This is a genomic window from Pseudomonas lini (genome assembly GCF_964063345.1).
Taxonomy (GTDB): Bacteria; Pseudomonadota; Gammaproteobacteria; order Pseudomonadales; family Pseudomonadaceae; genus Aquipseudomonas; species Aquipseudomonas lini_B.
In genome coordinates, this window is sequence record NZ_OZ061318.1 from 4013413 (window position 1) to 4036088 (window position 22676).

The window sequence follows — 22676 nt, forward strand, 5'->3', positions numbered from 1 at the left end:
CGTGGCTTGCCCGCGATGGCGTCAGACCAGACAATCCACAACGGCGGTACTCACCACACTCAAGGACTGAATGTGAATTCCACCCGCAATGCCCAACTGATCATCGCCGCCCGGCTGATTTCGGACTTCGGCGCTTTCCTCAACATGGTTGCCCTGGCCACTTACGTCTATCTGCTCAGCAACAGCGCCATGAGTGTCGGGATCTTCCTCGCCAGCCGTGTGGGCGGAGGGATTTTTGCCAGTCTTATCGGCACCACTTTCTATCGCCACTGGGTCGGGCGCATGCCGCTGATCGCCTTTGATTTGTTGCGTGCAGGATTGCTTGGCTTGTTGCTGGTGCTGCCGGTCGACCAGCAGGCGCTGCTACTACCGGTCATCGCGTTCGGCCTGGGCTTCGGCAATTCGATGTTCGCTATTGGCCTCAACAGCCAATTACCGCACATGATCGATAAGGCGCAGCTGCTCAAGACCAATGCCTGGATTACCTCGGCGTCGTCTGCGGCGATGGTCGGCGGGAGTCTGGTGGCGGGTTTGTTGGTGGCAGGGTTTGGCTTTGAAACGGTGTTTGCCCTGAACGTGGTCACTTACCTGCTGGCGGCGTTGTTGATTGTGCCGCTGCGGTTTCCCAGACCTGCACCCAGTGACGAGCCTCGTCACCAACAGGGCGAATGGCCGGCCCTGCGTCAGGGCTTGCACACGGCGCCGGTGCTGACGGCGATGCTCGCCGTTGCCATGGCCGATACGCTTGGCAGCGCCGCGCACAACGTCGGCCTCCCGATCATTTCAAAGCTGCTGACACCCGAGTCGGCCAGCACCACCCTGGGCCTGATGCTGGCGGTCTGGGCCATTGGGAAATTCATCGGTGCGCGAGTCGCCAGTCGCCTGAAAGGTACGGACAACGCGCACCTTGAACGGCGATTTTTCTTCGGCGTGTTGCTGATGTCTTGTGGCTTCATCCTGATGTTTCAGCAGCAAACCCTTTACGGCTTGCTGCTGTTTTCATTGCCCGCAGGCTTGGGTGACGGCATCTCGGAAGTCGGCCTGATGTCGCGCCTGCAACGTGAACCGGACAACCTGCGCTTGCCGATTTTCAGCTTTCTGACGCTGCTGCAAATGACCGGGTTCGGCATCGGCATGTTGATCGCCGCGCCGTTCTATTCCTGGTGGACGCCCGGCGCGGTGGTGTTGTTGTTCCACGGCATTCCCCTCACCACGTTGCTGGTGGCGAAGGGGGGGGCGCTCAGGAATGGGCGGGTTCGGCGCAGCAGCCCGACGCCAGCTCCTTGAGGATCGGGCAGTCCGGGCGGTGGTCGCCGTGGCAATGTTCCACCAGGTCTTGCAGGGTGTCGCGCAGTTGGCCGAGTTCGCGAATCTTCTGGTTCAGCTCGTCGATGTGCTGACGGGCCAGCGCCTTCACATCGGCACTGGCTCGCTGACGGTCCTGCCAGAGGGTCAGCAATTTACCGACCTCTTCCAGTGAAAAGCCCAGGTCCCGAGAGCGCTTGATGAACGCCAAGGTATGCAGATCGTCGTCGCCATAGACCCGGTAGCCACTGTCGGTGCGATGGGCTGCCTTGAGCAGGCCGATGGATTCGTAGTAACGAATCATCTTCGCGCTCAGACCGCTCTGGCGGGCCGCTTGGCCAATGTTCATCGGTTGTCCTCCAGGTCTTTGGGTTTCCAGGTTTTCAACAGTAACGCATTGCTGACCACGCTGACGCTCGACAGCGCCATGGCCGCGCCGGCCAGCACCGGGTTGAGGAAGCCGAACGCCGCCAGTGGCAGGCCGATCAGGTTATAGACGAAGGCCCAGAACAGGTTTTGGCGAATCTTCGCGTAGGTCTTGCGGCTGATTTCCAGCGCCGCCGGCACCAGCCGTGGATCGCCGCGCATCAGGGTGATCCCGGCCGCGTGCATGGCGACGTCGGTGCCGCCGCCCATGGCGATGCCGATGTCTGCCGCGGCGAGGGCCGGCGCGTCGTTGATGCCATCGCCAACCATCGCCACCACGCCGGTTTTTTTTAGTGCGGCGACGGTGGCGGCTTTGTCCGCCGGCAATACTTCGGCGTGGACATCGCTGATGCCCAGTGCCTCGGCGACCACCTTGGCGCTGCCGCGGTTATCGCCGGTCAGCAAGTGGCTGCTGATGTTCCGTGCACTCAGCTGTTGCACCGCGTGCAAGGCGCCGGGTTTGAGTGTGTCTCCGAAGGCGAACAGGCCGAGCACTCGCGGTTCAGGGCTTTGTTCGATCAGCCAGGACAGGGTTCTGCCTTCGGTTTCCCAAGCGGTTGCGCAGTCGGTCAATGGTCCGGCGCTCAAGCCGCTTTCTTCCAGCAGACGCCGATTGCCCAAGGCCAACCGTCGACCATCGAGATTGCCGGCAATGCCGCGCCCGGTCAGCGATTGACTGTCGCTGACATCAGCCACGGTCAAGCCGCGCTCGGCGCACGCATCCAGCACAGCCTTGGCCAACGGGTGTTCGCTGCCGCGTTGCAGCGCACCGGCCATTTGCAGCAGGGCAGCTTCGTCACCTTCGCTGGCACTCAGATGAGCGATGCGCGGTGTGCCCGAAGTCAGTGTGCCGGTCTTGTCGAACACCACGGCGCTGACTTCATGGGCACGCTCCAACGCTTCGGCATCCTTGATCAGAATCCCGTAGCGCGCCGCCACACCGGTGCCGGCCATGATTGCTGTCGGCGTGGCCAGCCCGAGTGCGCAAGGGCAGGCGATCACCAACACCGCGACGGCGTTGATCAACGCGGTTTCCAGTGGCGCGCCGTACAGCCACCAACCGACTAAAGTCGCCAGCGCGATCAGCAGCACCGCCGGCACGAACACCTGGCTGACTTTATCCACCAGTTTCTGGATCGGTGCTTTTGCCGCCTGCGCGTCTTCGACCAGGCGGATGATCCGCGCCAGCACGGTTTCTGCACCGAGCGCCAAAGTCCGAACCAGCAGCCGACCTTCGCCATTGATGGCGCCGCCGGTGACCTTGTCGCCCGGCTGTTTTGGCACCGGCAGGCTCTCGCCGCTGATCAGTGCTTCATCGGCGTGGCTCTGGCCTTCCACCACTTCACCATCCACCGGGAAGCGTTCACCGGGTTTGACCATGACCAGATCGTTGAGGCGCAAAGCGCTGATCGCGACGTCCTGCTCGCGGCCATCGATTACCTGAATGGCTCGCTCCGGACGCAAGGCTTCCAGAGCGCGAATGGCGCTGGCGGTCTGGCGCTTGGCGCGGCTTTCCAGGTATTTGCCCAGCAGCACCAGAGCGATTACCACTGCCGAGGCTTCGAAATACAGGTGCGGCAGGCGACCGGCAGCGGTGGCCCACTCGTAAACGCTCAAGCCATAGCCGGCGCTGGTGCCCAGGGCTACCAGCAAATCCATGTTGCCGGCGCCGGCGCGCACGGCTTTCCACGCAGCGACATAGAAGCGCGCGCCGAAGATGAACTGCACCGGCGTGGCCAACGCAAACTGCACCCACGCGGGGAGCATCCAGTGCACGCCGAAAGGTTGCAGCACCATCGGCAGCACCAGCGGCAAAGCGAGGGCGATAGCCGCCAGCAAGGCCCAGCGTTCGCGGTGCAATCGTTGTTGTTGATTGTCGGTTTGCGGGTGTTCGACTTTCCAGACGCTGGCGGAGTAACCAGCCTTGGTCACGGCGTCGAGCAAAGCTTGCGGGTCGACCTGGCCGAGCAGTTCGAGGTGCGCACGTTCGTTGGCCAGGTTGACGCTGACACTTTTGACCCCCGGCACCTTGGCCAGTGCCCGTTCGACGCGTCCGACGCAGGACGCGCAGGTCATGCCGTCGATGCTCAATTCCAGGCTCTGCTGGGGCACGCTGTAACCGGCTTGCTGCACCGCCTCCATCAAGGCCGGCAGGCTGTCGCTGGGCGCTTGAACCCGGGCCTGTTCGGTGGCCAGATTGACGCTGACGGCCGTGGCGCCAATGACTTTGCTCAAGGCTCGTTCGACACGCCCGGCGCAACTGGCACAGGTCATGCCGGCAATCGGCAGATCGAAAGTGGTGGATTCGGACATCGGTCACGCTCCCTGTAGAAATTACCTACAGGATCAACCTTGCCATGCGGGCAAGGTCAAGCGCCACTCTGCAAATCGCTGCGACCCTGCATTTTGTAGGAGCGAGGCTTGCCCGCGAAGGGTCCATAACATTCAACATCAATGCTGACTCTTATGACGTCTTCGCGGGCAAGCCTCGCTCCTACAGGTAGGTGGTGATCAGTATTCGAGGGCGGCAGGCTTGAGGTACATCCCTTCCTGCGTCATCGCAATCCGGAACTTCAACACATCCCCGGCCTTGAGCGTGATGTTCTGTGAACCCGGCGCGAGCATGCCCGGGTTGCAACCCGGCGCCTGGCCCGGCAGCAGTTTGAGGCGCAGGGATACATTGCCCGGCGGCAGGTTGAACGAGGTGCTCTGTTCCTGGAATAGTCGCGCCGATAGCTGATCCTGGATGTACACACCGATTTCGCAGGAAGTCGACACTTCCAGGCGCTCGCGGGAAATGATCAGCACGCCGTAATCCTCCCCGGCGGCTTGAACCGAAGGTGTCGCGGCAAATAGGCTGAGGAAGCCAAACAGGCTGAGAGCTGACCAGCGCATGGCTGAATCTCCTGATGTCGAGTCATAGATGGACGCAGCTTGGCCGAGCACCGCGCCGATTGCCAGCCCGGCAGCTTGCCTTAGAACTTGACCTTGCCATGGTGGCAAGCTCGAGACTGCCACCAACCCTCATTAAAGGGCCCCATTAAGGAGACGTCCCATGCAAGTGTTCAACGTTGAAGGCATGTCCTGCGGTCATTGCGTCAAGGCCATCACTCAGGCGCTGCAAGCCAAGGATCCCGCGGCCAGCGTGCGCATTGATCTGGCGGCAAAAGAAGTCGGCGTTGAAAGCGCGCTGACGGCCGATCAGGTGATTGCCGCGATCAGCGAAGAGGGTTATGGCGTCAAACTGGCCTGAGTTTTTTAATAGTTAGCGACCTAACGGAATGTTCAAGGCGTCCACGCCCGGCTAAACTGTTGGCCTGCCGATCCATGGCCAACCTGCATGCCTAACCTGGACGCCTGATGAACTTCCGCGCAATCCTGATTCTCGGCGCCTTGAGCGCTTTCGGTCCGCTGGCGATCGATTTCTATCTGCCGGCATTCCCGGCGATGGCGCTCGCTTTTGGCACCGACGAAAAACACGTTCAACTGACCCTGGCGGCCTATTTCCTCGGCCTGTCCATCGGCCAATTGGCTTATGGCCCGGTGGCGGATCGCTTTGGGCGACGGATTCCCTTGCTGACCGGCGTCGGTTTGTTCACTGCTGCGTCATTGGCCTGTGCTTATGCGCCGACTCTGGAGTGGCTGATCGGTGCACGTTTCGTCCAGGCGCTGGGCGGTTGCGCGGGCATGGTGATCTCCCGGGCGGTGGTCAGCGATAAATGCGATGCGGTGGGTTCGGCGAAGGTCTTTTCGCAGTTGATGCTGGTGATGGGCCTGGCGCCGATTCTTGCGCCGATGCTGGGCGGGTTGCTGGTCAATACGACGGGCTGGCAGTCGATCTTTCTGGTGCTGACCGGTTTCAGTGCACTGGCAGGGTTGGCAGTGGCTCTCGGGCTGCCGGAAAGTCTGCCGGCCCATGTGCCGCGCCAACCGTTGTCGGGCGCACTGCGTCAGTACGGTCGGTTGTTGGCGGACCCAATCTTCCTCGGTCATGCCCTGACCGGTGGTATCGCCATCGCCGGGATGTTTGCCTACATCGCCGGTTCACCGTTCGTCTTCATCAAACTCTATGGCGTACCGGCCGAGCATTTCGGCTGGCTGTTCGGCATTAATGCGGCGGGTTTCATTCTGGTGGCCCAGGTCAATGCCCGGATGCTGGCCAAGCGCGGTCCGGCCTTTTTATTGGCCCGTACCGTCTGGCTCTATCTGGCGGGCGGTCTGGCCCTGTTGGCGGTCAGCGTGTTGCATACCGCGCAGTTGTGGCCGTTGCTGATTCCGCTTTTTATCTGCATCGCCAGTCTGGGTTGTATTGTTCCCAATGCCTCGGCCTGCGCCATGAATGGGCAAGGCGCGCGGGCGGGCAGTGCCTCGGCGATGCTTGGTTGCCTGCAGTTCAGCGTCGCCGCCGGAGCCGCAGCATTGGTGGGTGTTTTGCATGATGGCAGCGCCATGCCGATGGCCATGGTCATCAGCCTGTGCGGGATTCTGGTGGTGAGCGCGGCGACGCTCACCCGACGTTTGCAAAATGCCCGGGCGCTGACGCAAGCCCAGGTCTGAGGACGGACTCAGCCAGCAGCGCGCTGCTGACGGTCGGGAAACTGATGGGGCGCGTGCAAGCGCGCTTCAAGCGTTTTAGTGAAGGCCAGCGCTTCGGCTTCACTGCGGAACGTCACAGCGTGTTGATCCAGTCGGACCTGCCAGCGGGATGTTGCCACTTCTTTTATCTGGATCTTCATTGCTGAGCTCCTTTCGTAAAAGACGTTTCGTAAAAGACATCACGTAAATGATTGTTCGCAGAGTTTTCGATTGTAGACCTGAATACGATCGCAATTGTGACAACGGTCAACTCTCTGACTGACGGCAAAAGATCGCAGCCTTCGGCAGCTCCTACAGAAGCCTGCGATCATTTGCCTTAGATCTTCAGAACCCTTCAAGCACAATCTTGCCCTTGGACTTGCCGCTCTCCAACAGCTCATGGGCACGCCGCAGGTTGGCCGCGTTGATGGTTCCGAAGTGCTCGCCGACTGTGGTCTTCAGGGTGCCCGCATCGATCAGCCCGGCGACGCGGTTGAGCAGTTTGTGTTGCTCGATCATGTCTGCGGTTTCGAACAGCGAGCGGGTGTACATGAATTCCCAGTGCAGCGACAGGCTCTTGCGCTTGAGCTTGGTCACGTCTAGCGACTTCGGATCGTCGATCAGCGCCAGTTTGCCTTGCGGCGCCAACGCCTCCACCAATTGATCCAGGTGTTGATCGGTCTGGGTCAGGCTGGCGACATGGGTCACATGCTCGAATCCCGCGCGTTTGAGTTCTTCACTCAGCGGCTGGCTATGATCGATCACCTGATCGGCGCCCAGGTCACGCACCCAGCTCTGGGTTTGTGCACGGGAAGCGGTGCCGATGACCTTCAGCCCGGTGAGCTGGCTGGCCAGTTGCGTGAGGATCGAACCGACACCGCCAGCAGCACCGACGATCAGCAGGCTTTGGCCCTCATCGGTTTTGCTTTCGCGCACTTGCAGGCGTTCGAACAGCAATTCCCACGCGGTGATGGCGGTCAGCGGCAGGGCGGCGGCTTCGGCGAAACCGAGGGTTTTCGGCATATGGCCGACGATTCGCTCGTCCACCACATGCAACTCGCTATTGCCGCCGGCACGGGCGATGGAGCCGGCGTAGAACACCTTGTCGCCAGCCTTGAACAAGGTCACTTCGCTGCCGACGGCCTTGACCACACCGGCCACGTCCCAGCCCAGCACCTTTGCCGCGCCACCTTCAGGCTGGACGTTCTGGCGAACCTTGGTATCCACCGGGTTGACCGAGATGGCTTTGACCTCCACCAACAGGTCGCGCGGGCCGGCGACCGGTTCTGGCAGTTCGATGTCTTGCAGGGATTTTTCGTCGCTGATGGGCAGGGAGGCGTAGTAGGCGATGGCTTTCATGTGGGGCTCCTGAAAAGTGATGGAAGAAGGAATCAAGCCACGGTGCGCAGGCGCTTGAGGTCGAAGTGTTCGAGGAAGTCGCCGGCCTTGGCACGAAAGTTCTGAATGTGGGCGCTGGCGTCATGGGCTTGCAGGGCTTCGTCGCTGCTCCAGTGTTCGATCATGTAAAAGGCCAGGGGATTGGCGAGGTCTTGATGCAGGTCGTATTGACTGCAACCGGCTTCGGCACGGGTCGGTTCCAGCAGCGCACGCAGTTGCTGTTCGAGGGCGTCCTGCTGACCGGTTTTAGCAATGAGGGTGGCAATAGCGGTAAATGGCTGGGACATGTTCGACTCCGGAACGGAATGATTTCGATGGGACAGATGATTGGTTATTTCCCGGAAAGATAAAACCCGCTAAAAGAGCAGTCTCTTTCAATATTTTTTTGATAATCGAGGCTGACGATGTTGCGTTTCGATGACTTGCAGTTATTCGTTCGGGCTGCGGACCTGGGCAGTCTGTCGGCGGCGGCGCGGGTGATGGATATGTCGGCGGCGGTGGCCAGTGCGGCGTTGAAGCGCATCGAACAACAACTCGGCGCGCGCTTGCTCGCCCGTTCTACCCGCAGTCTGCGTCTGACCGCTGAAGGCGAAGGCTTTCTGGAATACGCCCGGGCAGCCTTGAGCAATCTCGATGAGGGTCGCCGCTTGCTGGCCAGCGGGCAGGATCAGGTCAGCGGGATTTTGCAGCTGTCGGCACCGTCGGATTTCGGTCGCAACCTGCTGTTGCCCTGGCTCGACGAGTTTCAGCGCGAGCATCCGAAACTCACGGTTCGGTTGCTGTTGGGCGACCGCATCGCCGACCTGTTCCGCCAACCGGTGGACATCGCCCTGCGTTATGGCGAGCCGGAAGACTCGAGCCTGGTGGCATTGCCCATCGCCCCGCAGAACCGTCGCGTGCTCTGTGCGGCACCGAGTTACCTGGCTCGGCATGGTGAACCTCGGCATTTGGAGCAACTGGCTCAGCACAATTGCCTGTTGTTCATGCTCGGCGGCCGGGTTCACGATCACTGGAGTTTCCACGATGGCAAACGAGAAGTAAGCCTGACGGTCAGTGGCGATCGCTTCAGTGACGACGCCGATGTTGTGCGTCTGTGGGCCGTAGCGGGAGCAGGGATTGCGTATAAGTCCTGGCTCGATGTCGCCGCCGATGTGCTGGCCGGTCGGTTGAAAGTGCTGATGCCGGAGCTGCTCTGTGAGCGCGCACCGCTGAATTTGCTGTGCGCCCATCGCGCACAATTGAGTAAGCCGGTGAACCTTTTGCGGGAAATGCTTGCCAGCCGATGCGCTCGTATAAGCAGTCAATTTCCGACTAAATCGGATGTCGATCATTAGTCGCAGGCAAATAGCGAAATTTCTGTCAGGAACTATCACCACCAATGGATCCCCGAGGGCAGGAACCGGCGGTTAACCCGCTTATACTAGCGCTCGCCTCATGTACGCACCGTCGACCTCGCAATGGCGAGTTCAGGTTCGATTCGGTCAGACCCGATGGTCATCGCCGGACCTTCATTGCACCCCCGAAGCAATCGCTTGGGTGAGTGGGTGACTTTGCCGGTTTATGGCGGTTTTCGCGTCTTGGCCGACGACACATTACTGGTCAAGATGTCTCTGAGCAGTAGACGAAACGATTCAACAGGGAGTGAATACATGGAACATGCACCTTGCATCAGCCAGATCGCCACATTGCTGGCTGACCCAAAGCGCAGCGCAATGATGTGGGCCTTGATGGACGGCTCGGCGCGGCAAACCGAAGAGCTGGCGTTGCTGGCCGGCCTGTCGCCGTCTTCGGCCAGTGCGCATTTAGGGCGTTTGTCGGCCGGAGGTCTGTTGAAAGTCGAAACCCGTGGACGCAAACGGTTTTTCCGGCTTGCCGCGCCCGAAGTCGGCGCCGCGATAGAGGCCCTGGCCAGCGCGACCCTGGCCAGCGCGCCTCGGGACATTCCAGAGGTTTTCAAACGCACCAGCCCTATCGCCAAACCTCAGGCGGCGCCTTCGTCATTGTTGCGAGCCAGGCTTTGCGACGACCATCTGGGTGGCACCCTTGCCGCCGATCTCTATCAGCGCCTGCTGGATGCGGGCTGGATCGAGCAATTCGATCAGCGGGTCATGATCACCCACAAGGGCGCCACACAATTGGCGACGCGCGGTGTGTTCATCCAGGCGCTGGCTCATCGCAACAGCAGAGTCGCTTGCGCTTGCCCGGACTGGAGCGAAAGACGCCCGCACATGGGCGGTTCATTGGGCGCGGCGTTGTTGCAGCTGTTCATGCAATCCGGCTGGTTGAGCCTGCCCAACGATTCGCGAGCGTTGCAGATCACCGCTGCGGGGCAAAGGGAAATACATCGCTTCGCCAAGGAAACCGAGCTGGAAATGGCGCTTTAGACCATTGAGGTGCGACGTCCGGGATTTGTTTCAGGCGTCGTTCAGAGCTGTGGACAGGTCGCATCCAGCAATAATCCCCAGCCGCTATCGCGCACACTCGATCCGGGGACTTTCAGGATTGGGGGAATGTGGCATGGAAACACGAAGCTTCAGCGCGGCAGAACGATTGGAACGGCTGCCCATCAGCGGTTATCACCGCATCATTTTCATCATCATTGCCCTGGCGTTTTTCTTCGACTCCATGGACCTGGCGATGATGACCTTCCTGCTCGGCTCGATCAAAACCGAGTTCGGCCTGAGCACGGCACAGGCCGGGTTGCTGGCCAGTTCGAGTTTCTTCGGCATGGTTCTGGGCGCATCGCTGTCCGGCATGCTGGCCGACCGCTTCGGCCGCAAACCGGTGTTCCAGTGGAGCATTGTGCTGTGGGGCATCGCCAGCTACCTGTGCTCCACGGCGCAGAATGTCGAAACGCTGACACTGTTCCGAATTCTGTTGGGGATCGGCATGGGCATGGAGTTTCCGATTGCCCAGTCGATGCTGTCCGAGCTGATTCCGGCAAAGCGACGTGGGCGTTACATCGCGCTGATGGATGGTTTTTGGCCGCTCGGTTTCGTCGCCGCCGGGGTGCTGTCGTACTTCCTGTTGCCGGTGATTGGCTGGCGCGACATTTTTCTGGTGTTGGCGGTGCCGGCGGTGTTCGTCCTGGCGATTCGTTTTTTCATCCCCGAGTCACCGCGCTGGCTGGAGCAAGCCGGGCATCATGATGCGGCGGATAAGGTCTTGCGCGGCATTGAAGACCGGGTTCGGACTTCACTGGGCCGTGCGGATCTGCCTGAACCGATTCGTCTGCCCCGGGTGGCGAGTCAACCGGGCACTTTCTTCTCGGCGCTACGGGAGATCTGGTCGCCGCAGTATCGCCAGCGCACGATGATGATCTGGAGCGTGTGGTTCTTCGCCTTGTTGGGTTTCTATGGCCTGACGTCCTGGCTCAGTGCGCTGTTACAACAATCGGGCTTCGCCGTGACCCAGTCGGTGTATTACACGGTGCTGATTTCCCTCGGCGGGATTCCCGGGTTCCTCATGGCTGCCTGGCTGGTGGAGCGTTGGGGGCGTAAACCGGTGTGCGTCGTGACGTTGCTCGGCGGCGGGGTCATGGCGTTTCTTTATGGCCAGAGTGCAGTGTTCGGCGGCAACGTCAGTCTGTTGATTACCTCGGGGCTGCTGATGCAGTTCTTTCTGTTCGGCATGTGGGCGGTGCTCTACACCTACACCCCTGAGTTGTACCCGACGTCGGCACGCGCCACGGGCTCGGGGTTTGCGTCGGCCATCGGCCGTGTGGGGTCATTGCTCGGGCCGTTGGTGACCGGGCTGGTGTTCCCGATGACCGGGCAGGGCGGGGTATTTGCGTTGGGGGCGATGTGCTTTGCGATTGCGGCGGGGGTGGTGTGGATGTTCGGGATGGAAACCCGGGGCAAGACGTTGGAGGAGTTGAGCGAAGTAGAGATCGTCGGCTGAACACAGTCCCTGTGGGAGCGGGCTTGCCCGCGATAGCGGTCTGTCAGTCAACGAGATGTCGAAGCTGATGGCCTCATCGCGGGCAAGCCCGCTCCCACAGGGTTTTGCGGTGTTGCTTACTGCTTTACCAACCGCGCATCCAGGCTGTTCTGCGCCAGGCGCTTGGCCTGATCCTGGGTCATGCCCAGATCGGTATACAGCGCGTGGAAGTTCTCGGTGACATACCCGCCGAAGTAGGCCGGATCATCGGAGTTCACCGTGACCTTCACACCGCGCTCGAGCATGTCGAGGATGTTGTGCTGGGACATGTGATCGAACACGCAGAGTTTGGTGTTCGATAACGGGCACACGGTCAGCGGGATCTGCTCGTCGATGATTCGCTGCATCAAGCGCTCGTCTTCGATGGCGCGTACGCCATGGTCGATGCGCTGGATTTTCAGCAGGTCGAGGGCTTCCCAGATGTACTCGGGCGGGCCTTCTTCACCGGCGTGCGCCACGGTCAGGAAGCCTTCGTTGCGCGCCCGATCGAACACCCGCTGGAACTTGCTCGGCGGGTGGCCCATCTCCGAACTGTCCAGGCCCACGGCGACAAACGCATCGCGGAACGGCAGTGCCTGGTCGAGGGTTTTCTGCGCTTCGTCTTCGCTCAAGTGACGCAGGAAACTGAGGATCAAACCGCTGGTGATGCCCAGCTGCTGCTCGCCATCCTTCAGTGCGGCGGCGATGCCGTTGAGCACTACTTCGAACGGGATGCCACGGTCGGTGTGGGTTTGCGGGTCAAAGAACGGTTCGGTGTGAATCACGTTCTGCGCCTTGCAGCGCAACAGGTAGGCCCAGGTAAGGTCGTAGAAATCCTGCGAGGTGCGCAACACGTCGGCGCCCTGGTAATACAGGTCGAGAAACTCTTGCAGGTTATTGAAGGCGTAAGCCTTGCGCAGGGTTTCAACATCGCTCCACGGCAGGGCGATCTTGTTGCGTTCGGCCAGGGCGAACAGCAGCTCAGGCTCCAGCGAACCTTCCAGGTGCAAGTGCAATTCTGCCTTGGGCAGAGCGTTCAGCCAGTCGTACATTTATGAAATCTCGTCAGGTGCAATGAGGACATTCTACAGATGCCCGCAGAAACAATGAGCAAAACCTGACCAGCCGGTTCATTACACGGCTTGCTGTTCCCGCCGATAGGCGTAGGTATCGGCAAAGCGCGACAGCAGGAATTCGGCGCAGGTGGTGGCCGGATACTTCGCCGGGTGCCGTTCATCCTGGCAGCCGGGCAGGCATTCGATAGGTGTATCGGGGTGCGGTTCGGCAAAGAATGGCATCGAGTACCGATCCACCCCTAGCGGGCTGATCACCCGGTGCGGCGTCGACAGGTAACGGTCGTTGCTCCAGCGCGCCATCATGTCGCCAAGGTTGACCACGAACGTGCCTTCGATCGGCGGCGCATCGATCCATTCGCCTTGCACGTTGCGCACTTGCAGACCGCCAGCGGCATCCTGATAGAGCAGGGTGATGCAGCCGTAATCGGTGTGAGCGCCGGCACCTTGCTGATCGAAGGAGCTGGCAGTGTGGCGCGGTGGGTAATGAATCATCCGCAGTACGCTGACCGGTTCTTTGAAACGTGTATCGAAGAAATCGCGCTCGATGCCCAACGCCAGGGTCATGGCTCGCAACAGGGTTTGGGCGAGCGCCTGCATGTCAACGTAGTGTTGCTCCATCAGCGATTCCCAGCCGGGCATCGACGGATGACGGTTGGGACCGCGCAAGGGTTTTTCCGCAATAACCTCGGGATGATCGACCGGCAGGTGCAGCCCCATGTCGAAGGTTTCTTTCAGATCGCTGGGTTTGCTCGGGTCGAGTTGCTCGGTGGCGATGGCGCCATAGCCACGGTGGTGGCGGGTCTGGGTGATGTCGATCTTGAGTTTTTCGGCGGGGGGCAGGGCGAAGAAACGTTGGGCATGCTCGAGCACTGCGGCGATACGCGACGGGGCGATCGGGTGGCCCTTGATATAGAAAAAGCCCCATTCGCGGCAGGCATGGTCGATTTGTGTGGCGATCGATTGCCAGGCGTTTTGATCGGCGCTGTAGAGCGGGCTGATGTCGATGATCGGGAGGCTGTTCATGCGATTGTCCTGAAGAGTACGCAGATTGAAAACGCACCGCAGAGCCCTGTGGGAGCGGGCTTGCCCGCGATAGCGAACTGACAGTCAACAATGATGCTGAATGTAATGGCCTCATCGCGGGCAAGCCCGCTCCCACAGGGTTTCGTGTCTGACTAAGTCACTTCGGTATCTCGGCCTTCATGCCTTCGACGTAATAGTTCATCGATGCCAGCTGCGCATTGGTTGCCGTCGCGCCCGCCGGGATTTTCTCCACGCCGGCCTGATCCTTGATCGGCCCGGTGAACGGATGCAACGCGCCGCTCTTGATGTCGGCGATGATCTGCTCGGCTTCGGTTTTCACCGCAGCCGGCACCAGGTCGCTGATCGGCAGCTCAACCGTGCCCTCCTTCAGACCGCCCCAGTAATCCTGGGATTTCCATGTGTGGTCGAGCACGCTTTGGGTCGCCTGAATGTAATGCGGCCCCCAGTCATTGACGATAGACGTCAGCACCGCTTTCGGCCCGAAGTGCGCCATGTCCGATGCATAACCGACGGCGTACACGCCGCGTCGTTCGGCCGCCTGGATCGGTGCCGGGCTGTCGGTGTGCTGGAACACCACGTCCACGCCCTGGTCGATCAGCGCGTTGGCGGCGTCAGCTTCCTTGCCCGGGTCGAACCAGGAATTGACCCATACCACTTTGATCTCGGTGCCCGGGTTGTACTTGTTCAGAGCCAGTTGAATGGCGTTGATATCGCGGATGACTTCCGGAATCGGGAACGAGGCGACGTAGCCGACTTTTTTGGTCTTGGTCATCTTCGCCGCAAGGAAACCGCCGACGTAGCGGCCTTCATAAGTGCGCGCCAGGTAAGTGCCGAGGTTCTTGTCCTGCTTGTAGCCAGTGGCGTGTTCGAAGGTCACCTTGGGAAATTGCTTGGCGACTTTCAGGGTCGGGTTCATGTAGCCAAAAGACGTGGTGAAAATCAGGTCATATTTGTCCTTGGCCATGTTGCGGATCACCCGCTCGGCATCGGCGCCCTCGGCGACGTTCTCCACGTAGTTGGTGGTGATCTGGTCGGCGAACTTCTCAGCCAGCTCCTTGCGTCCCTGTTCATGCTGATACGTCCAGCCGTGGTCACCGATCGGGCCGATATAGACGAAGCCGACTTTCAGCGGGTCGGCAGCACTGGCGGTCAGGCTGGCGCTCAGACCGATGGTGGCGGCGACGGCGCAAAGCAGCTGCTTCAACGGACGTTTATGCATGAACTGGAACTCCATTTTGTTGTGAGATGGAGGAGGGCAATGCAAATTGCTGACCAACAGGACAACAAAATCAAAAGATCGCAGCCTGCGACAGCTCCTACATGATTTCGCGTACCCCTGTAGGAGCTGCCGCAGGCTGCGATCTTTTGATGTTCAATTCCTCACTAGAGCCAACCCGGTGCAACGGGTCCAACTCACGCCATCCACTGGTGCGGACGCCTTACACAAAACTGTGGGAGTTCGGCTGTCTATCAATATGCCTTCAAAATAAAGACCATCAAGACAGTTGCTCCCACATTAGATCGTTGTCCGATCAGACACCGGCGATCAGCTGTCTGGCCGCCTGGCTATGATCGGCAATCAACCCTTTCAGATCCAGCCCCTCAACCTGCCCATCGATCACCCGCCATTTGCCGCCGACCATCACCCGGTCCGCCCGATCCGCGCCGCACAGCAGCAGCGCCGACACCGGATCGTGGCTGCCGGAGAAGCGCAGTTCATCCAGTTTGAACAGCGCCAGATCCGCCTGCTTGCCCACCGCCAGTTCACCGATATCGCTGCGCCCGAGCAAACTCGCCGAACCTTTGGTCGCCCAGCCCAGTACCAACTCCGGCGTAATCTTTTCCGCGCCATAACGCAGCCGCTGGATGTACAGCGCCTGACGGGTTTCGAGGATCATGTTCGACGCATCGTTGGACGCCGAACCGTCCACGCCCAGACCCAGCAGCGCACCCGCAGCGGTCAGGTCCAGCGTCGGGCAAATGCCGGAGGCCAGGCGCATGTTCGAACTCGGGCAATGGCAAATACCCGTGCCGGCCGCGCCGAGACGGGCGATTTCGTCGGGGTTGAAATGAATGCCGTGGGCCAGCCACGTGCGCGGGCCGAGCCAGCCGACGCTGTCCAGATAATCCACGGTGCGCAGGCCGAAACGTTGCAGGCAGAAATCTTCTTCATCGAGGGTTTCTGCCAGGTGCGTGTGCAGGCGCACGTCGAGGGTATTTGCCAGTTCGGCGCTGGCGGACATGATCTCCGGGGTTACCGAGAACGGCGAGCACGGCGCCAGGGCGATTTGAATCTGCGCCCCATCGCCGCGCTCGTGGTATGCGGCAATCAAACGTTGGCTGTCGTCGAGGATCACTTCGCCTTCCTGGACGGTTTGCTGCGGAGGCAGGCCGCCGTCTTTTTCGCCAAGGCTCATGGAACCGCGAGTGAGCATGGCGCGCATGCCCAGTTCGCGAACACTCTCGACCTGCACATCGATCGCATTTTCCAGACCTTCCGGAAACAGGTAATGGTGATCGGCCGCGGTGGTGCAACCGGACAGCAGCAATTCGGCCAACGCAACTTTGGTGGCGAGGGCAAGTTTTTCAGGGGTGAGGCGAGCCCAGACCGGATAGAGGGTTTTCAACCATGGGAACAACGGCTGATTGACCACCGGCGCCCAGGCACGGGTCAGGGTTTGATAGAAGTGGTGATGGGTGTTGATTAGCCCCGGCAGGATCACGTGTTCGCGCGCATCGAAAACGTGGTCACAGGGCGCGGAGGGTTGCTGACCGGCGCTGAGCACTTCGACGATCAAACCGTCTTGCAGCACCAGACCGCCACGGGCATCGAGCGCGTTGGCCGTGAAAATGGCGAGGGGATTTTTTAACCAGATACGGGTCGCAGGCATGGTGGCCGGCTCCTCTGAAGGTTGGGTTCAGGGTTGCCAGCTCAGTGTTGCCCTGTCTGCTGATCCAGGGTCGCCACGGGGGCGAGGTGCGGAGTTTCGAACAAAAAAGCTTCGCGGGCAAGCCTCCCCCGACCAGACGATGCAGAACCCTGTGGGAGCCGGGCTTGCCCGCGATGCAGGCACCTCGGTCTTTCAGCGATACCGAGGTGATGCTATCGCAGCGGTGCGGCGATCCGACAAGCCAGCTCCCACAGGGTGCGGTGGTGTTACCAGGGAATGGTCTCACCCCTGTAGTTCACAAAATGATGCCCGCCCTTGCCGGCATACGCATTCACCTGATCGATCAACCCGCGGGTACTGGTTTGCACATCAATGTCCGCGCCTTCACCGCCCATATCAGTCTTCACCCAACCCGGATGCAGCGATAGCACGGTGAGTTTCTGTTCGCCCAATTGTGTGACGAAGCTGTTGGTCATCGAGTTCAGCGCCGCTTTGCTGGCCTTGTACAGCGCCAGCTCCGGCGCGTCGGGCATGGTCACACTGCCCAGCACCGAACTCATGAATGCCAGCACGCCGCTGTCTTCACGAATCTGCCCGACGAAACGCTGAGCCAGATTGATCGGCGCCACGGCGTTGGTGAAGAACAGCTGACCGACCTCGGCCAACGTCGCGCCGCCCGGCGTCTGGACCTCCGGGCCCTTGACTCCGGCATTCACGAACAACAGGTCGAACACTTCACCCTTGAGTTGTTGGCTCAGGGCGATAACCGCTTGCTGATCGTCCATGTCGAGTTTTTCGATCCGCACCTTGCCCAACGCTTGCAAGGCTTCGGCGCTCTGCGGGTTGCGCACGGTGGCGGTGACTTGCCAACCGTCGGCCAGCAGGGTTTTCACCAGACCGAGGCCCAGGCCCCGGGAGGCACCGATGATGAGTGCGGTTTTTGCCTTGGACATGAATGGCTTCCTTGATGGATGAGAATCACGGATTCAATGGATACTGATTCAAAGGACACTGCTGACCGAGCCGATGTTGCAATTCCTGACGCAAGACATCGAGCTCGGTCATGCGAGTTTCGATCAGCTTGAGCTTGTCTTGCAGCAGTTGCGTGACGGCGCTGTCCGGGTCGGGCGACTGCCACAACGCGGCAACGCTATTACCGATTTCGCCAAGGGTAAACCCCAGCCGCTGAGCCGTCTTGATGTACAGCACCAGTTGCACCATCTCCGCCGGATAGTCGCGATAACCATTGGCGCTGCGTTGCGCGGCGATCAATCCGCGCTGCTCGTAAAAGCGCAATGTGTCGCGGCTGACGGCGCTGGCCTGGGCTAATTCACCGATGCGCATCTTGAATGTCTCGAGAGGGCTTGACCCTGGAGCATACTCCAGGCTTTAGCCTTGTTGCTCCCTGAATTTATGGAGCAAGACGGATGTGGACTTCAACGCAATATCGTCAAGTAGTGCGTGGCAGTGCCTGGTACGACCTGATCGTGACCGCTGCTTTTGTGACACCGTGGAGTTTTGCGGCGTTGCATGGCGTGTTGTTGAGCCTGAGCCAGACTTTCAAGTTGCCTGGCGAGCTACCGCCGTTCGAGCCGATGCACATGCTGATGGCGAATTTGTTGGGTTCGATTGTGTGCGTCTGGGCGGTGCTGCGGATTCGTGATCCGCAGTTGGTGTTTGGGCGGTATGACGCGGTGGGGCGGTTTCTGTTTTCGGCTTGGCAGCTGTATGCCTTGCTCCATGGCGCCAGTTCATTGCTGGCGATTTTCCTGTTCTTTGAATTGGCGTGGGGCGTAGTTCAAGTGTTGCCTGTTCGGGCGCCTTCGCGGGCAAGCCCGCTCCCACAGTGATTTGGGCGAACACGGAATTTTCGATCGACACAAAACTTGTGGGAGCGGGCTTGCCCGCGATGAGGCCCTTGAAGCCGACTCTAATGCCCGGCCTGCCACGGCTGCCCCAGCGAAACCGGCGCATACAACCGTGTGCGCACGGCATCCCGGGACAGCAGCACCAACACCACAATGGTCGCGACATACGGCAGCATCGCCAGCAGGCTCGACGCAATTGCCAGCCCCAACCCCTGCGCCACCAAATGCAGGATGCTGGCGAGCCCGAACAGATACGCCCCGAGCAGCAATCGCCATACCCGCCAACTGGCAAACACCACCAGCGCCAAGGCAATCCAGCCACGACCGGCGCTCATGTTTTCCGCCCACATCGGCGTGTAGGCCAGGGACAAATAAGCCCCGGCCAACCCCGCCATCGCCCCGCCAAACAGTACCGCCAGCGTACGCACGCGCAACACCGGCAAGCCCATGGCGCTGGCCGCGTCCGGGTTTTCGCCGACTGCCTGAATAATCAACCCGACGCGACTTTTCAGAATCACCCACGCCACTAGGGCAAATAGCGCGAACGACAGGTACACCAACAAATCCTGGGCAAACAGCATCCGTCCGATCAGCGGGATTTCACTCAACAACGGAATCGCCACTGGCTCAAAACCTGCCAACGGTTTACCAACCCACGCTGCGCCGACAAAGGTCGACAGGCCCACGCCGAAGATCGTCAACGCCAACCCGGTCGCCACCTGATTGGCGTTGAACGCCAGTGCCACCAAGGCAAACAGCGACGACAACAGCATACCGGCGAGCATCGCCAGCAACACGCCAAGCCAGAGATTGCCGCTGTTCAGCGCGACGATAAAACCGATCACCGCGCCAAACAGCATCATGCCTTCCTGCCCCAGATTGAGGACGCCACTCTTCTCGCAAATCAGCTCGCCCAGCGCCACCAGCAACAACGGCGTTCCGCAGCGGACCATGGCGTAGAAAATATTGCTGAGCAGATCGATATCCATCACAAGGCTCCTGCGTGTGCGGCGGTGGTTGGTGCACGGCGAGCCCAGCGCAGGTTCAAACGCGGTCGGTAGAGAATCAGCACGTCACTGGCCAGCAGGAAAAACAGCATCATCCCCTGGAACAATTGAGTGATGGCTTGCGGCAGGTTCATGCTCATCTGCGCGCTCTCGCCGCCGATGTACAGCAGCGCCATCAACAGGCTGGAAAACAGAATGCCGATGGGATTCAACCGCCCGAGAAACGCCACGGTGATCGCCGCATAGCCGTAACCCGGCGACACCTGCGGCACCAATTGACCGATCGGCCCGGTGACTTCGCACACGCCGGCCAGCCCCGCCAAACCGCCGCTGATCAACAGCGCTAGCCAGATCAGCCGCTTCTCTCGAAAGCCGACGAAACCGGCGGCGCGCTTGTCCAGCCCGAGCACTTTGATCTGGAAGCCGACAAAGCTTTTCTGCAGCAACACCCACACCGCCACCAGCGCGAGCAAGGCGAAATAGACCCCGGCGTGAACCCGACCGTCCTCCATCAACAGCGGCAGTCGACTGGCATCGCCGAACATCGCCGACTCTGGAAAGTTGAACCCGGCCGGGTCCTTCAGCGGGCCGTGGACGCAGAACAGCAGCAGGTTCAGGGCGATGTAATTGAGCATGATGCTGGTGAGGATTTCATTGGCGTTGAAGCGCGTGCGCAACCACGCCGTCAGCCCGGCCCACGCTGCGCCGGCCAAGGTGCCGACCACCAGGATTAGCACCAGCGCCCAGCGACTTTGCATATCGATGATGTTCACTGCCAACGCACTGCCGGCAAGGGCGCCGAGCAGCAACTGACCTTCGGCGCCGATGTTCCAGATCCGTGCTTGATACGCCACCGCCAGGCCCAATGCGCAGAGCAGAATCGGCAACGCTTTGACCAACAATTCGGAGACGCCGTACAAGTCGCTGATCGGTGCAATCAGCAACGTGTGCAAGGTCAGCAACGGATCGTGGCCCAGCGCGATAAACAGCAATGAGCCGCAGCCCAGCGTCAACACGGCCGCCAGCAAGGGCGAGCACCACAACATCAGGCGTGATTGCTGGCCACGGGGTTCGAGAGAAAGCAGCATGTGGAACTCCGTTAAAGCGCTACGGGGGCAGGTGATTGAGGTGCGTCGAACTGGCCGGCCATCCAGCCGCCGACGTCGCTCAGATGGGTGTCGACGGTGGACTGCAATGGCGACAGCCGACCTCCACACAGGGCGCCGAGGCGGTCGCTGATCTGGAACAATTCGTCGAGGTCTTCAGAGATCACCAGAATCGCCGCGCCAGCATCGCGCAAGGCAATCAACGCTCGGTGAATGGTCGCGGCCGCGCCGACGTCCACGCCCCAGGTCGGGTGCGCGGCCACCAGCAATTCAGGCTGCTGGAGGATTTCCCGGCCGAGGATGAATTTTTGCAAGTTGCCACCGGACAGACTGCGAGCCGGTGCCTGGGCATCGGGTGTCTTGACCCCGAAGCGGCGAATGATGTCTTCGGCCAGCGCTTCGACCTTGCGGCGCTGGATCAGGCCGTTGCTGACCAGCCCCTGTTGAAAGGCGGTGAGCAGGGCGTTATCTGCCAAGCTCAGCTCCGGCACCGCGCCATGGCCCAGACGCTCGGCGGGGACGAATGCCAAGCCAAGTTTGCGTCGAGTATCCGGGCGCAAATGGGCCACTGCTTGCCCGCCGAAACTGATCGTTGCTCTGTCATCGCGGGGTAACCGTTCTTCACCACTGAGCAAGGCCAGCAACTCATCCTGACCATTGCCGGCCACCCCGGCGACCCCCACGATTTCGCCGCTGCGCACATCGAGATCAATGTTCTTCAGAGAACAGCCGAACGGGTCCGGGTTGTGCCAGGACAACCTCGTCACGTTCAAAAACGCATCAGCGCCCATGACCTTTGGATAGTCGGTGATCAGTTCGGCGGTTTCACCGACCATCAACTGCGCCAGTTGCCGATCCGAGTACTCCGCCGGCACGCAATGCCCGGCCACCCGACCGCCGCGCAACACCGTGGCGCTGTGACACAACGCGCGTACTTCGCCGAGCTTGTGGCTGATAAACAGAATGCTGCAGCCCTCGCTCGCCAGTCGGCGCAATGTGACAAACAATTCGTCGGCCTCTTGCGGTGTCAGTACCGACGTCGGCTCATCGAGAATCAACAGGCGGATGTCCTGCATCAGGCAGCGAATGATTTCCACCCGTTGACGCTCGCCGATGGACAGGCTGTGGACAAGTCGCTCCGGTTCCAGCGCCATGCCGTAGCGTTGGGACACTTCACGAATCTTCGGCTCAAGTTGCTTCGGCGTACCCGCCGCCGCGCCCATTGCCAGCGCGATGTTCTGCGCCACGCTCAGGGTTTCGAACAGCGAGAAATGTTGGAACACCATGCCAATCCCGAGACCGCGAGCCTGGGCCGGGTTGCGCATGGTCACACGCTGGCCCTGCCAGATCATCTCCCCTGAGTCGGCGTGAGTGACGCCGTAGATGATCTTCATCAGGGTACTTTTGCCCGCACCGTTTTCGCCGAGCAGGGCGTGGATTTCACCGGGCGCAATGCTCAAGTCGATGGCATCGTTGGCCAGGCAACCGGGATAACGTTTGCTGATTCTGCGCAATTGCAGGCGGGGTATTTGATCGGGGATCGGCACGGGGTTGGACATGACAGGCTCAGGTCGACAGAGGTTGTGCCTGGATAAAGCAATTTCCTGGCCATTGAGTCAGGAAATCGGCAAAGCCTTGCTGGAATAGGTCTTGTGGACGGTGCCTCGTCATATTCCAATTCTGAATCAGGCACCACTTGAGGGCACGTTCTTTGATCAGGCTCTGGTTTTGCGCGCGGTGAATTGATCAAAAAACAAGCAATACCCTGCAGGCTATGTCGGACATGGGGCTGCGCCAGCCATGAACGGGTTATCCACAGGTTGTTCCACAGTATTTGTGCGCAAGCCGACCGGAGGGGCATAAGCACTGAGGGGCTTTCTTCTAATGGCGATAAACCGCTCTAACTGATTGTTTTTACGTGGAATAAATGTTGTTGCTGGGGATTTGGATGAAAAATGAGCAAAGCCCGCAAAGCCGCATGACAGAAGGGTTACAGCGCAATGTGCTCAGGTTATCCACAGCCGGGTGCACAGCAGATGTGGGCAAGTATCGAAGGCAGGGC

22 protein-coding genes are annotated in these 22676 nt (G+C 60.3%); 7 read left to right on the forward strand and 15 right to left on the reverse strand.

What is annotated here, in order from left to right:
* The first annotated feature begins 72 nt into the window (after window positions 1-72).
* Window positions 73-1287: an MFS transporter gene (locus AB3226_RS18095; RefSeq protein WP_367374054.1), complete on the forward strand. Its 1215-nt coding sequence runs from the start codon at window positions 73-75 to the stop codon at window positions 1285-1287.
* On the opposite strand, the gene cueR is transcribed toward AB3226_RS18095, so the two are convergent.
* From cueR to AB3226_RS18110, 3 genes are all read right to left on the reverse strand, one after another.
* On the reverse strand, window positions 1241-1654 hold the full coding sequence (cueR, locus tag AB3226_RS18100; RefSeq protein ID WP_007907120.1) for a Cu(I)-responsive transcriptional regulator: 414 nt from the start codon (window positions 1652-1654) through the stop codon (window positions 1241-1243). The genes AB3226_RS18095 and cueR overlap by 47 nt on opposite strands.
* On the reverse strand, window positions 1651-4044 hold the full coding sequence (locus AB3226_RS18105; protein WP_367374055.1) for a heavy metal translocating P-type ATPase: 2394 nt from the start codon (window positions 4042-4044) through the stop codon (window positions 1651-1653). The genes cueR and AB3226_RS18105 overlap by 4 nt, the downstream gene beginning before the upstream one ends.
* Window positions 4045-4242: 198 nt before the next feature.
* Entirely contained in the window at window positions 4243-4626 is a 384-nt protein-coding gene (locus tag AB3226_RS18110; RefSeq protein WP_048396201.1) for a hypothetical protein, read from the reverse strand.
* Between the two features lie 160 nt (window positions 4627-4786).
* Here AB3226_RS18110 and AB3226_RS18115 point away from each other — a divergent pair, with 160 nt between their 5' ends.
* Together AB3226_RS18115 and AB3226_RS18120 are read left to right on the forward strand one after the other, a co-directional pair.
* Window positions 4787-4984, forward strand: a complete 198-nt coding sequence (locus AB3226_RS18115) for a heavy-metal-associated domain-containing protein (protein WP_008069687.1) — start codon at window positions 4787-4789, stop codon at window positions 4982-4984.
* A gap of 107 nt (window positions 4985-5091) precedes the next feature.
* Window positions 5092-6288 (forward strand): multidrug effflux MFS transporter, encoded by a 1197-nt coding sequence (locus AB3226_RS18120; RefSeq protein ID WP_367374056.1) that lies wholly within the window; start codon window positions 5092-5094, stop codon window positions 6286-6288.
* 8 nt (window positions 6289-6296) lie between these two features.
* Here AB3226_RS18120 and AB3226_RS18125 read toward each other — a convergent pair whose 3' ends face one another.
* The 3 genes from AB3226_RS18125 to AB3226_RS18135 all read right to left on the reverse strand — a co-directional run bounded on the left by AB3226_RS18125 (window position 6297) and on the right by AB3226_RS18135 (window position 7991).
* Window positions 6297-6467 (reverse strand): hypothetical protein, encoded by a 171-nt coding sequence (locus AB3226_RS18125; protein ID WP_367374057.1) that lies wholly within the window; start codon window positions 6465-6467, stop codon window positions 6297-6299.
* Between the two features lie 184 nt (window positions 6468-6651).
* Window positions 6652-7665, reverse strand: a complete 1014-nt coding sequence (locus tag AB3226_RS18130) for a zinc-binding alcohol dehydrogenase family protein (RefSeq protein ID WP_367374058.1) — start codon at window positions 7663-7665, stop codon at window positions 6652-6654.
* 32 nt (window positions 7666-7697) lie between these two features.
* On the reverse strand, window positions 7698-7991 hold the full coding sequence (locus AB3226_RS18135; RefSeq protein WP_367374059.1) for a putative quinol monooxygenase: 294 nt from the start codon (window positions 7989-7991) through the stop codon (window positions 7698-7700).
* 117 nt (window positions 7992-8108) lie between these two features.
* Here AB3226_RS18135 and AB3226_RS18140 point away from each other — a divergent pair, with 117 nt between their 5' ends.
* From AB3226_RS18140 to AB3226_RS18150, 3 genes are all read left to right on the forward strand, one after another.
* On the forward strand, window positions 8109-9038 hold the full coding sequence (locus AB3226_RS18140) for a LysR family transcriptional regulator (RefSeq protein ID WP_367374060.1): 930 nt from the start codon (window positions 8109-8111) through the stop codon (window positions 9036-9038).
* A gap of 315 nt (window positions 9039-9353) precedes the next feature.
* Window positions 9354-10088 carry a helix-turn-helix transcriptional regulator gene (locus AB3226_RS18145; protein WP_030128369.1) on the forward strand — a complete coding sequence of 245 codons (735 nt, stop codon included), beginning with the start codon at window positions 9354-9356 and terminating at the stop codon, window positions 10086-10088.
* Window positions 10089-10221: 133 nt separating this feature from the next.
* Complete coding sequence (locus AB3226_RS18150; protein WP_367374061.1) at window positions 10222-11604, forward strand: MFS transporter; 1383 nt, start codon at window positions 10222-10224, stop codon at window positions 11602-11604.
* A gap of 116 nt (window positions 11605-11720) precedes the next feature.
* On the opposite strand, the gene AB3226_RS18155 is transcribed toward AB3226_RS18150, so the two are convergent.
* The 6 genes from AB3226_RS18155 to AB3226_RS18180 form a co-directional block, all read right to left on the reverse strand.
* Complete coding sequence (locus AB3226_RS18155) at window positions 11721-12674, reverse strand: adenosine deaminase (protein ID WP_367374062.1); 954 nt, start codon at window positions 12672-12674, stop codon at window positions 11721-11723.
* Between the two features lie 81 nt (window positions 12675-12755).
* Window positions 12756-13721 carry a 2-oxoglutarate and iron-dependent oxygenase domain-containing protein gene (locus AB3226_RS18160; RefSeq protein WP_367374063.1) on the reverse strand — a complete coding sequence of 322 codons (966 nt, stop codon included), beginning with the start codon at window positions 13719-13721 and terminating at the stop codon, window positions 12756-12758.
* A 157-nt stretch (window positions 13722-13878) separates the two neighbouring features.
* Window positions 13879-14961, reverse strand: a complete 1083-nt coding sequence (locus tag AB3226_RS18165; RefSeq protein WP_367374064.1) for a BMP family ABC transporter substrate-binding protein — start codon at window positions 14959-14961, stop codon at window positions 13879-13881.
* 313 nt (window positions 14962-15274) lie between these two features.
* The gene (locus AB3226_RS18170) at window positions 15275-16633 is read right to left on the reverse strand and encodes an 8-oxoguanine deaminase (RefSeq protein WP_367374065.1); all 1359 of its coding nucleotides are present in this window, start codon (window positions 16631-16633) and stop codon (window positions 15275-15277) included.
* 266 nt (window positions 16634-16899) lie between these two features.
* Window positions 16900-17586 carry an SDR family oxidoreductase gene (locus AB3226_RS18175; protein ID WP_367374066.1) on the reverse strand — a complete coding sequence of 229 codons (687 nt, stop codon included), beginning with the start codon at window positions 17584-17586 and terminating at the stop codon, window positions 16900-16902.
* Window positions 17587-17611: 25 nt separating this feature from the next.
* Window positions 17612-17977 carry a MerR family transcriptional regulator gene (locus AB3226_RS18180; protein ID WP_367374067.1) on the reverse strand — a complete coding sequence of 122 codons (366 nt, stop codon included), beginning with the start codon at window positions 17975-17977 and terminating at the stop codon, window positions 17612-17614.
* Window positions 17978-18060: 83 nt separating this feature from the next.
* Here AB3226_RS18180 and AB3226_RS18185 point away from each other — a divergent pair, with 83 nt between their 5' ends.
* A complete protein-coding gene (locus tag AB3226_RS18185; protein WP_367374068.1) occupies window positions 18061-18483 on the forward strand; it encodes a hypothetical protein in 423 nt (140 codons plus the stop codon).
* 80 nt (window positions 18484-18563) lie between these two features.
* Here the strand turns inward: AB3226_RS18185 and AB3226_RS18190 are convergent, their stop codons facing one another.
* The 3 genes from AB3226_RS18190 to AB3226_RS18200 are packed head-to-tail and all read right to left on the reverse strand — an operon-like array spanning window position 18564 to window position 22173.
* On the reverse strand, window positions 18564-19490 hold the full coding sequence (locus AB3226_RS18190) for an ABC transporter permease (protein ID WP_367374069.1): 927 nt from the start codon (window positions 19488-19490) through the stop codon (window positions 18564-18566).
* Window positions 19490-20596 (reverse strand): ABC transporter permease, encoded by a 1107-nt coding sequence (locus AB3226_RS18195; RefSeq protein WP_367374070.1) that lies wholly within the window; start codon window positions 20594-20596, stop codon window positions 19490-19492. Before AB3226_RS18195 ends, AB3226_RS18190 begins: the two co-directional genes overlap by 1 nt.
* 11 nt (window positions 20597-20607) lie before the next feature.
* Complete coding sequence (locus AB3226_RS18200) at window positions 20608-22173, reverse strand: ABC transporter ATP-binding protein (protein WP_367374071.1); 1566 nt, start codon at window positions 22171-22173, stop codon at window positions 20608-20610.
* Window positions 22174-22676: the final 503 nt, after the last annotated feature.

What these genes read in the sequence shown, in the direction of transcription:
- AB3226_RS18125 (WP_367374057.1), bottom strand. Translation starts at nt 6,467, where the DNA reads ATGAAGATCCAGATAAAAGAAGTGGCAACATCCCGCTGGCAGGTCCGA.
- AB3226_RS18110 (WP_048396201.1), bottom strand. Translation starts at nt 4,626, where the DNA reads ATGCGCTGGTCAGCTCTCAGCCTGTTTGGCTTCCTCAGCCTATTTGCC.
- AB3226_RS18120 (WP_367374056.1), top strand. Translation starts at nt 5,092, where the DNA reads ATGAACTTCCGCGCAATCCTGATTCTCGGCGCCTTGAGCGCTTTCGGT.
- AB3226_RS18200 (WP_367374071.1), bottom strand. Translation starts at nt 22,173, where the DNA reads ATGTCCAACCCCGTGCCGATCCCCGATCAAATACCCCGCCTGCAATTG.
- AB3226_RS18140 (WP_367374060.1), top strand. Translation starts at nt 8,109, where the DNA reads ATGTTGCGTTTCGATGACTTGCAGTTATTCGTTCGGGCTGCGGACCTG.
- cueR (WP_007907120.1), bottom strand. Translation starts at nt 1,654, where the DNA reads ATGAACATTGGCCAAGCGGCCCGCCAGAGCGGTCTGAGCGCGAAGATG.
- AB3226_RS18170 (WP_367374065.1), bottom strand. Translation starts at nt 16,633, where the DNA reads ATGCCTGCGACCCGTATCTGGTTAAAAAATCCCCTCGCCATTTTCACG.
- AB3226_RS18150 (WP_367374061.1), top strand. Translation starts at nt 10,222, where the DNA reads ATGGAAACACGAAGCTTCAGCGCGGCAGAACGATTGGAACGGCTGCCC.
- AB3226_RS18190 (WP_367374069.1), bottom strand. Translation starts at nt 19,490, where the DNA reads ATGGATATCGATCTGCTCAGCAATATTTTCTACGCCATGGTCCGCTGC.
- AB3226_RS18180 (WP_367374067.1), bottom strand. Translation starts at nt 17,977, where the DNA reads ATGCGCATCGGTGAATTAGCCCAGGCCAGCGCCGTCAGCCGCGACACA.
- AB3226_RS18145 (WP_030128369.1), top strand. Translation starts at nt 9,354, where the DNA reads ATGGAACATGCACCTTGCATCAGCCAGATCGCCACATTGCTGGCTGAC.
- AB3226_RS18135 (WP_367374059.1), bottom strand. Translation starts at nt 7,991, where the DNA reads ATGTCCCAGCCATTTACCGCTATTGCCACCCTCATTGCTAAAACCGGT.
- AB3226_RS18160 (WP_367374063.1), bottom strand. Translation starts at nt 13,721, where the DNA reads ATGAACAGCCTCCCGATCATCGACATCAGCCCGCTCTACAGCGCCGAT.
- AB3226_RS18195 (WP_367374070.1), bottom strand. Translation starts at nt 20,596, where the DNA reads ATGCTGCTTTCTCTCGAACCCCGTGGCCAGCAATCACGCCTGATGTTG.
- AB3226_RS18130 (WP_367374058.1), bottom strand. Translation starts at nt 7,665, where the DNA reads ATGAAAGCCATCGCCTACTACGCCTCCCTGCCCATCAGCGACGAAAAA.
- AB3226_RS18165 (WP_367374064.1), bottom strand. Translation starts at nt 14,961, where the DNA reads ATGCATAAACGTCCGTTGAAGCAGCTGCTTTGCGCCGTCGCCGCCACC.
- AB3226_RS18105 (WP_367374055.1), bottom strand. Translation starts at nt 4,044, where the DNA reads ATGTCCGAATCCACCACTTTCGATCTGCCGATTGCCGGCATGACCTGT.
- AB3226_RS18115 (WP_008069687.1), top strand. Translation starts at nt 4,787, where the DNA reads ATGCAAGTGTTCAACGTTGAAGGCATGTCCTGCGGTCATTGCGTCAAG.
- AB3226_RS18185 (WP_367374068.1), top strand. Translation starts at nt 18,061, where the DNA reads ATGTGGACTTCAACGCAATATCGTCAAGTAGTGCGTGGCAGTGCCTGG.
- AB3226_RS18155 (WP_367374062.1), bottom strand. Translation starts at nt 12,674, where the DNA reads ATGTACGACTGGCTGAACGCTCTGCCCAAGGCAGAATTGCACTTGCAC.
- AB3226_RS18175 (WP_367374066.1), bottom strand. Translation starts at nt 17,586, where the DNA reads ATGTCCAAGGCAAAAACCGCACTCATCATCGGTGCCTCCCGGGGCCTG.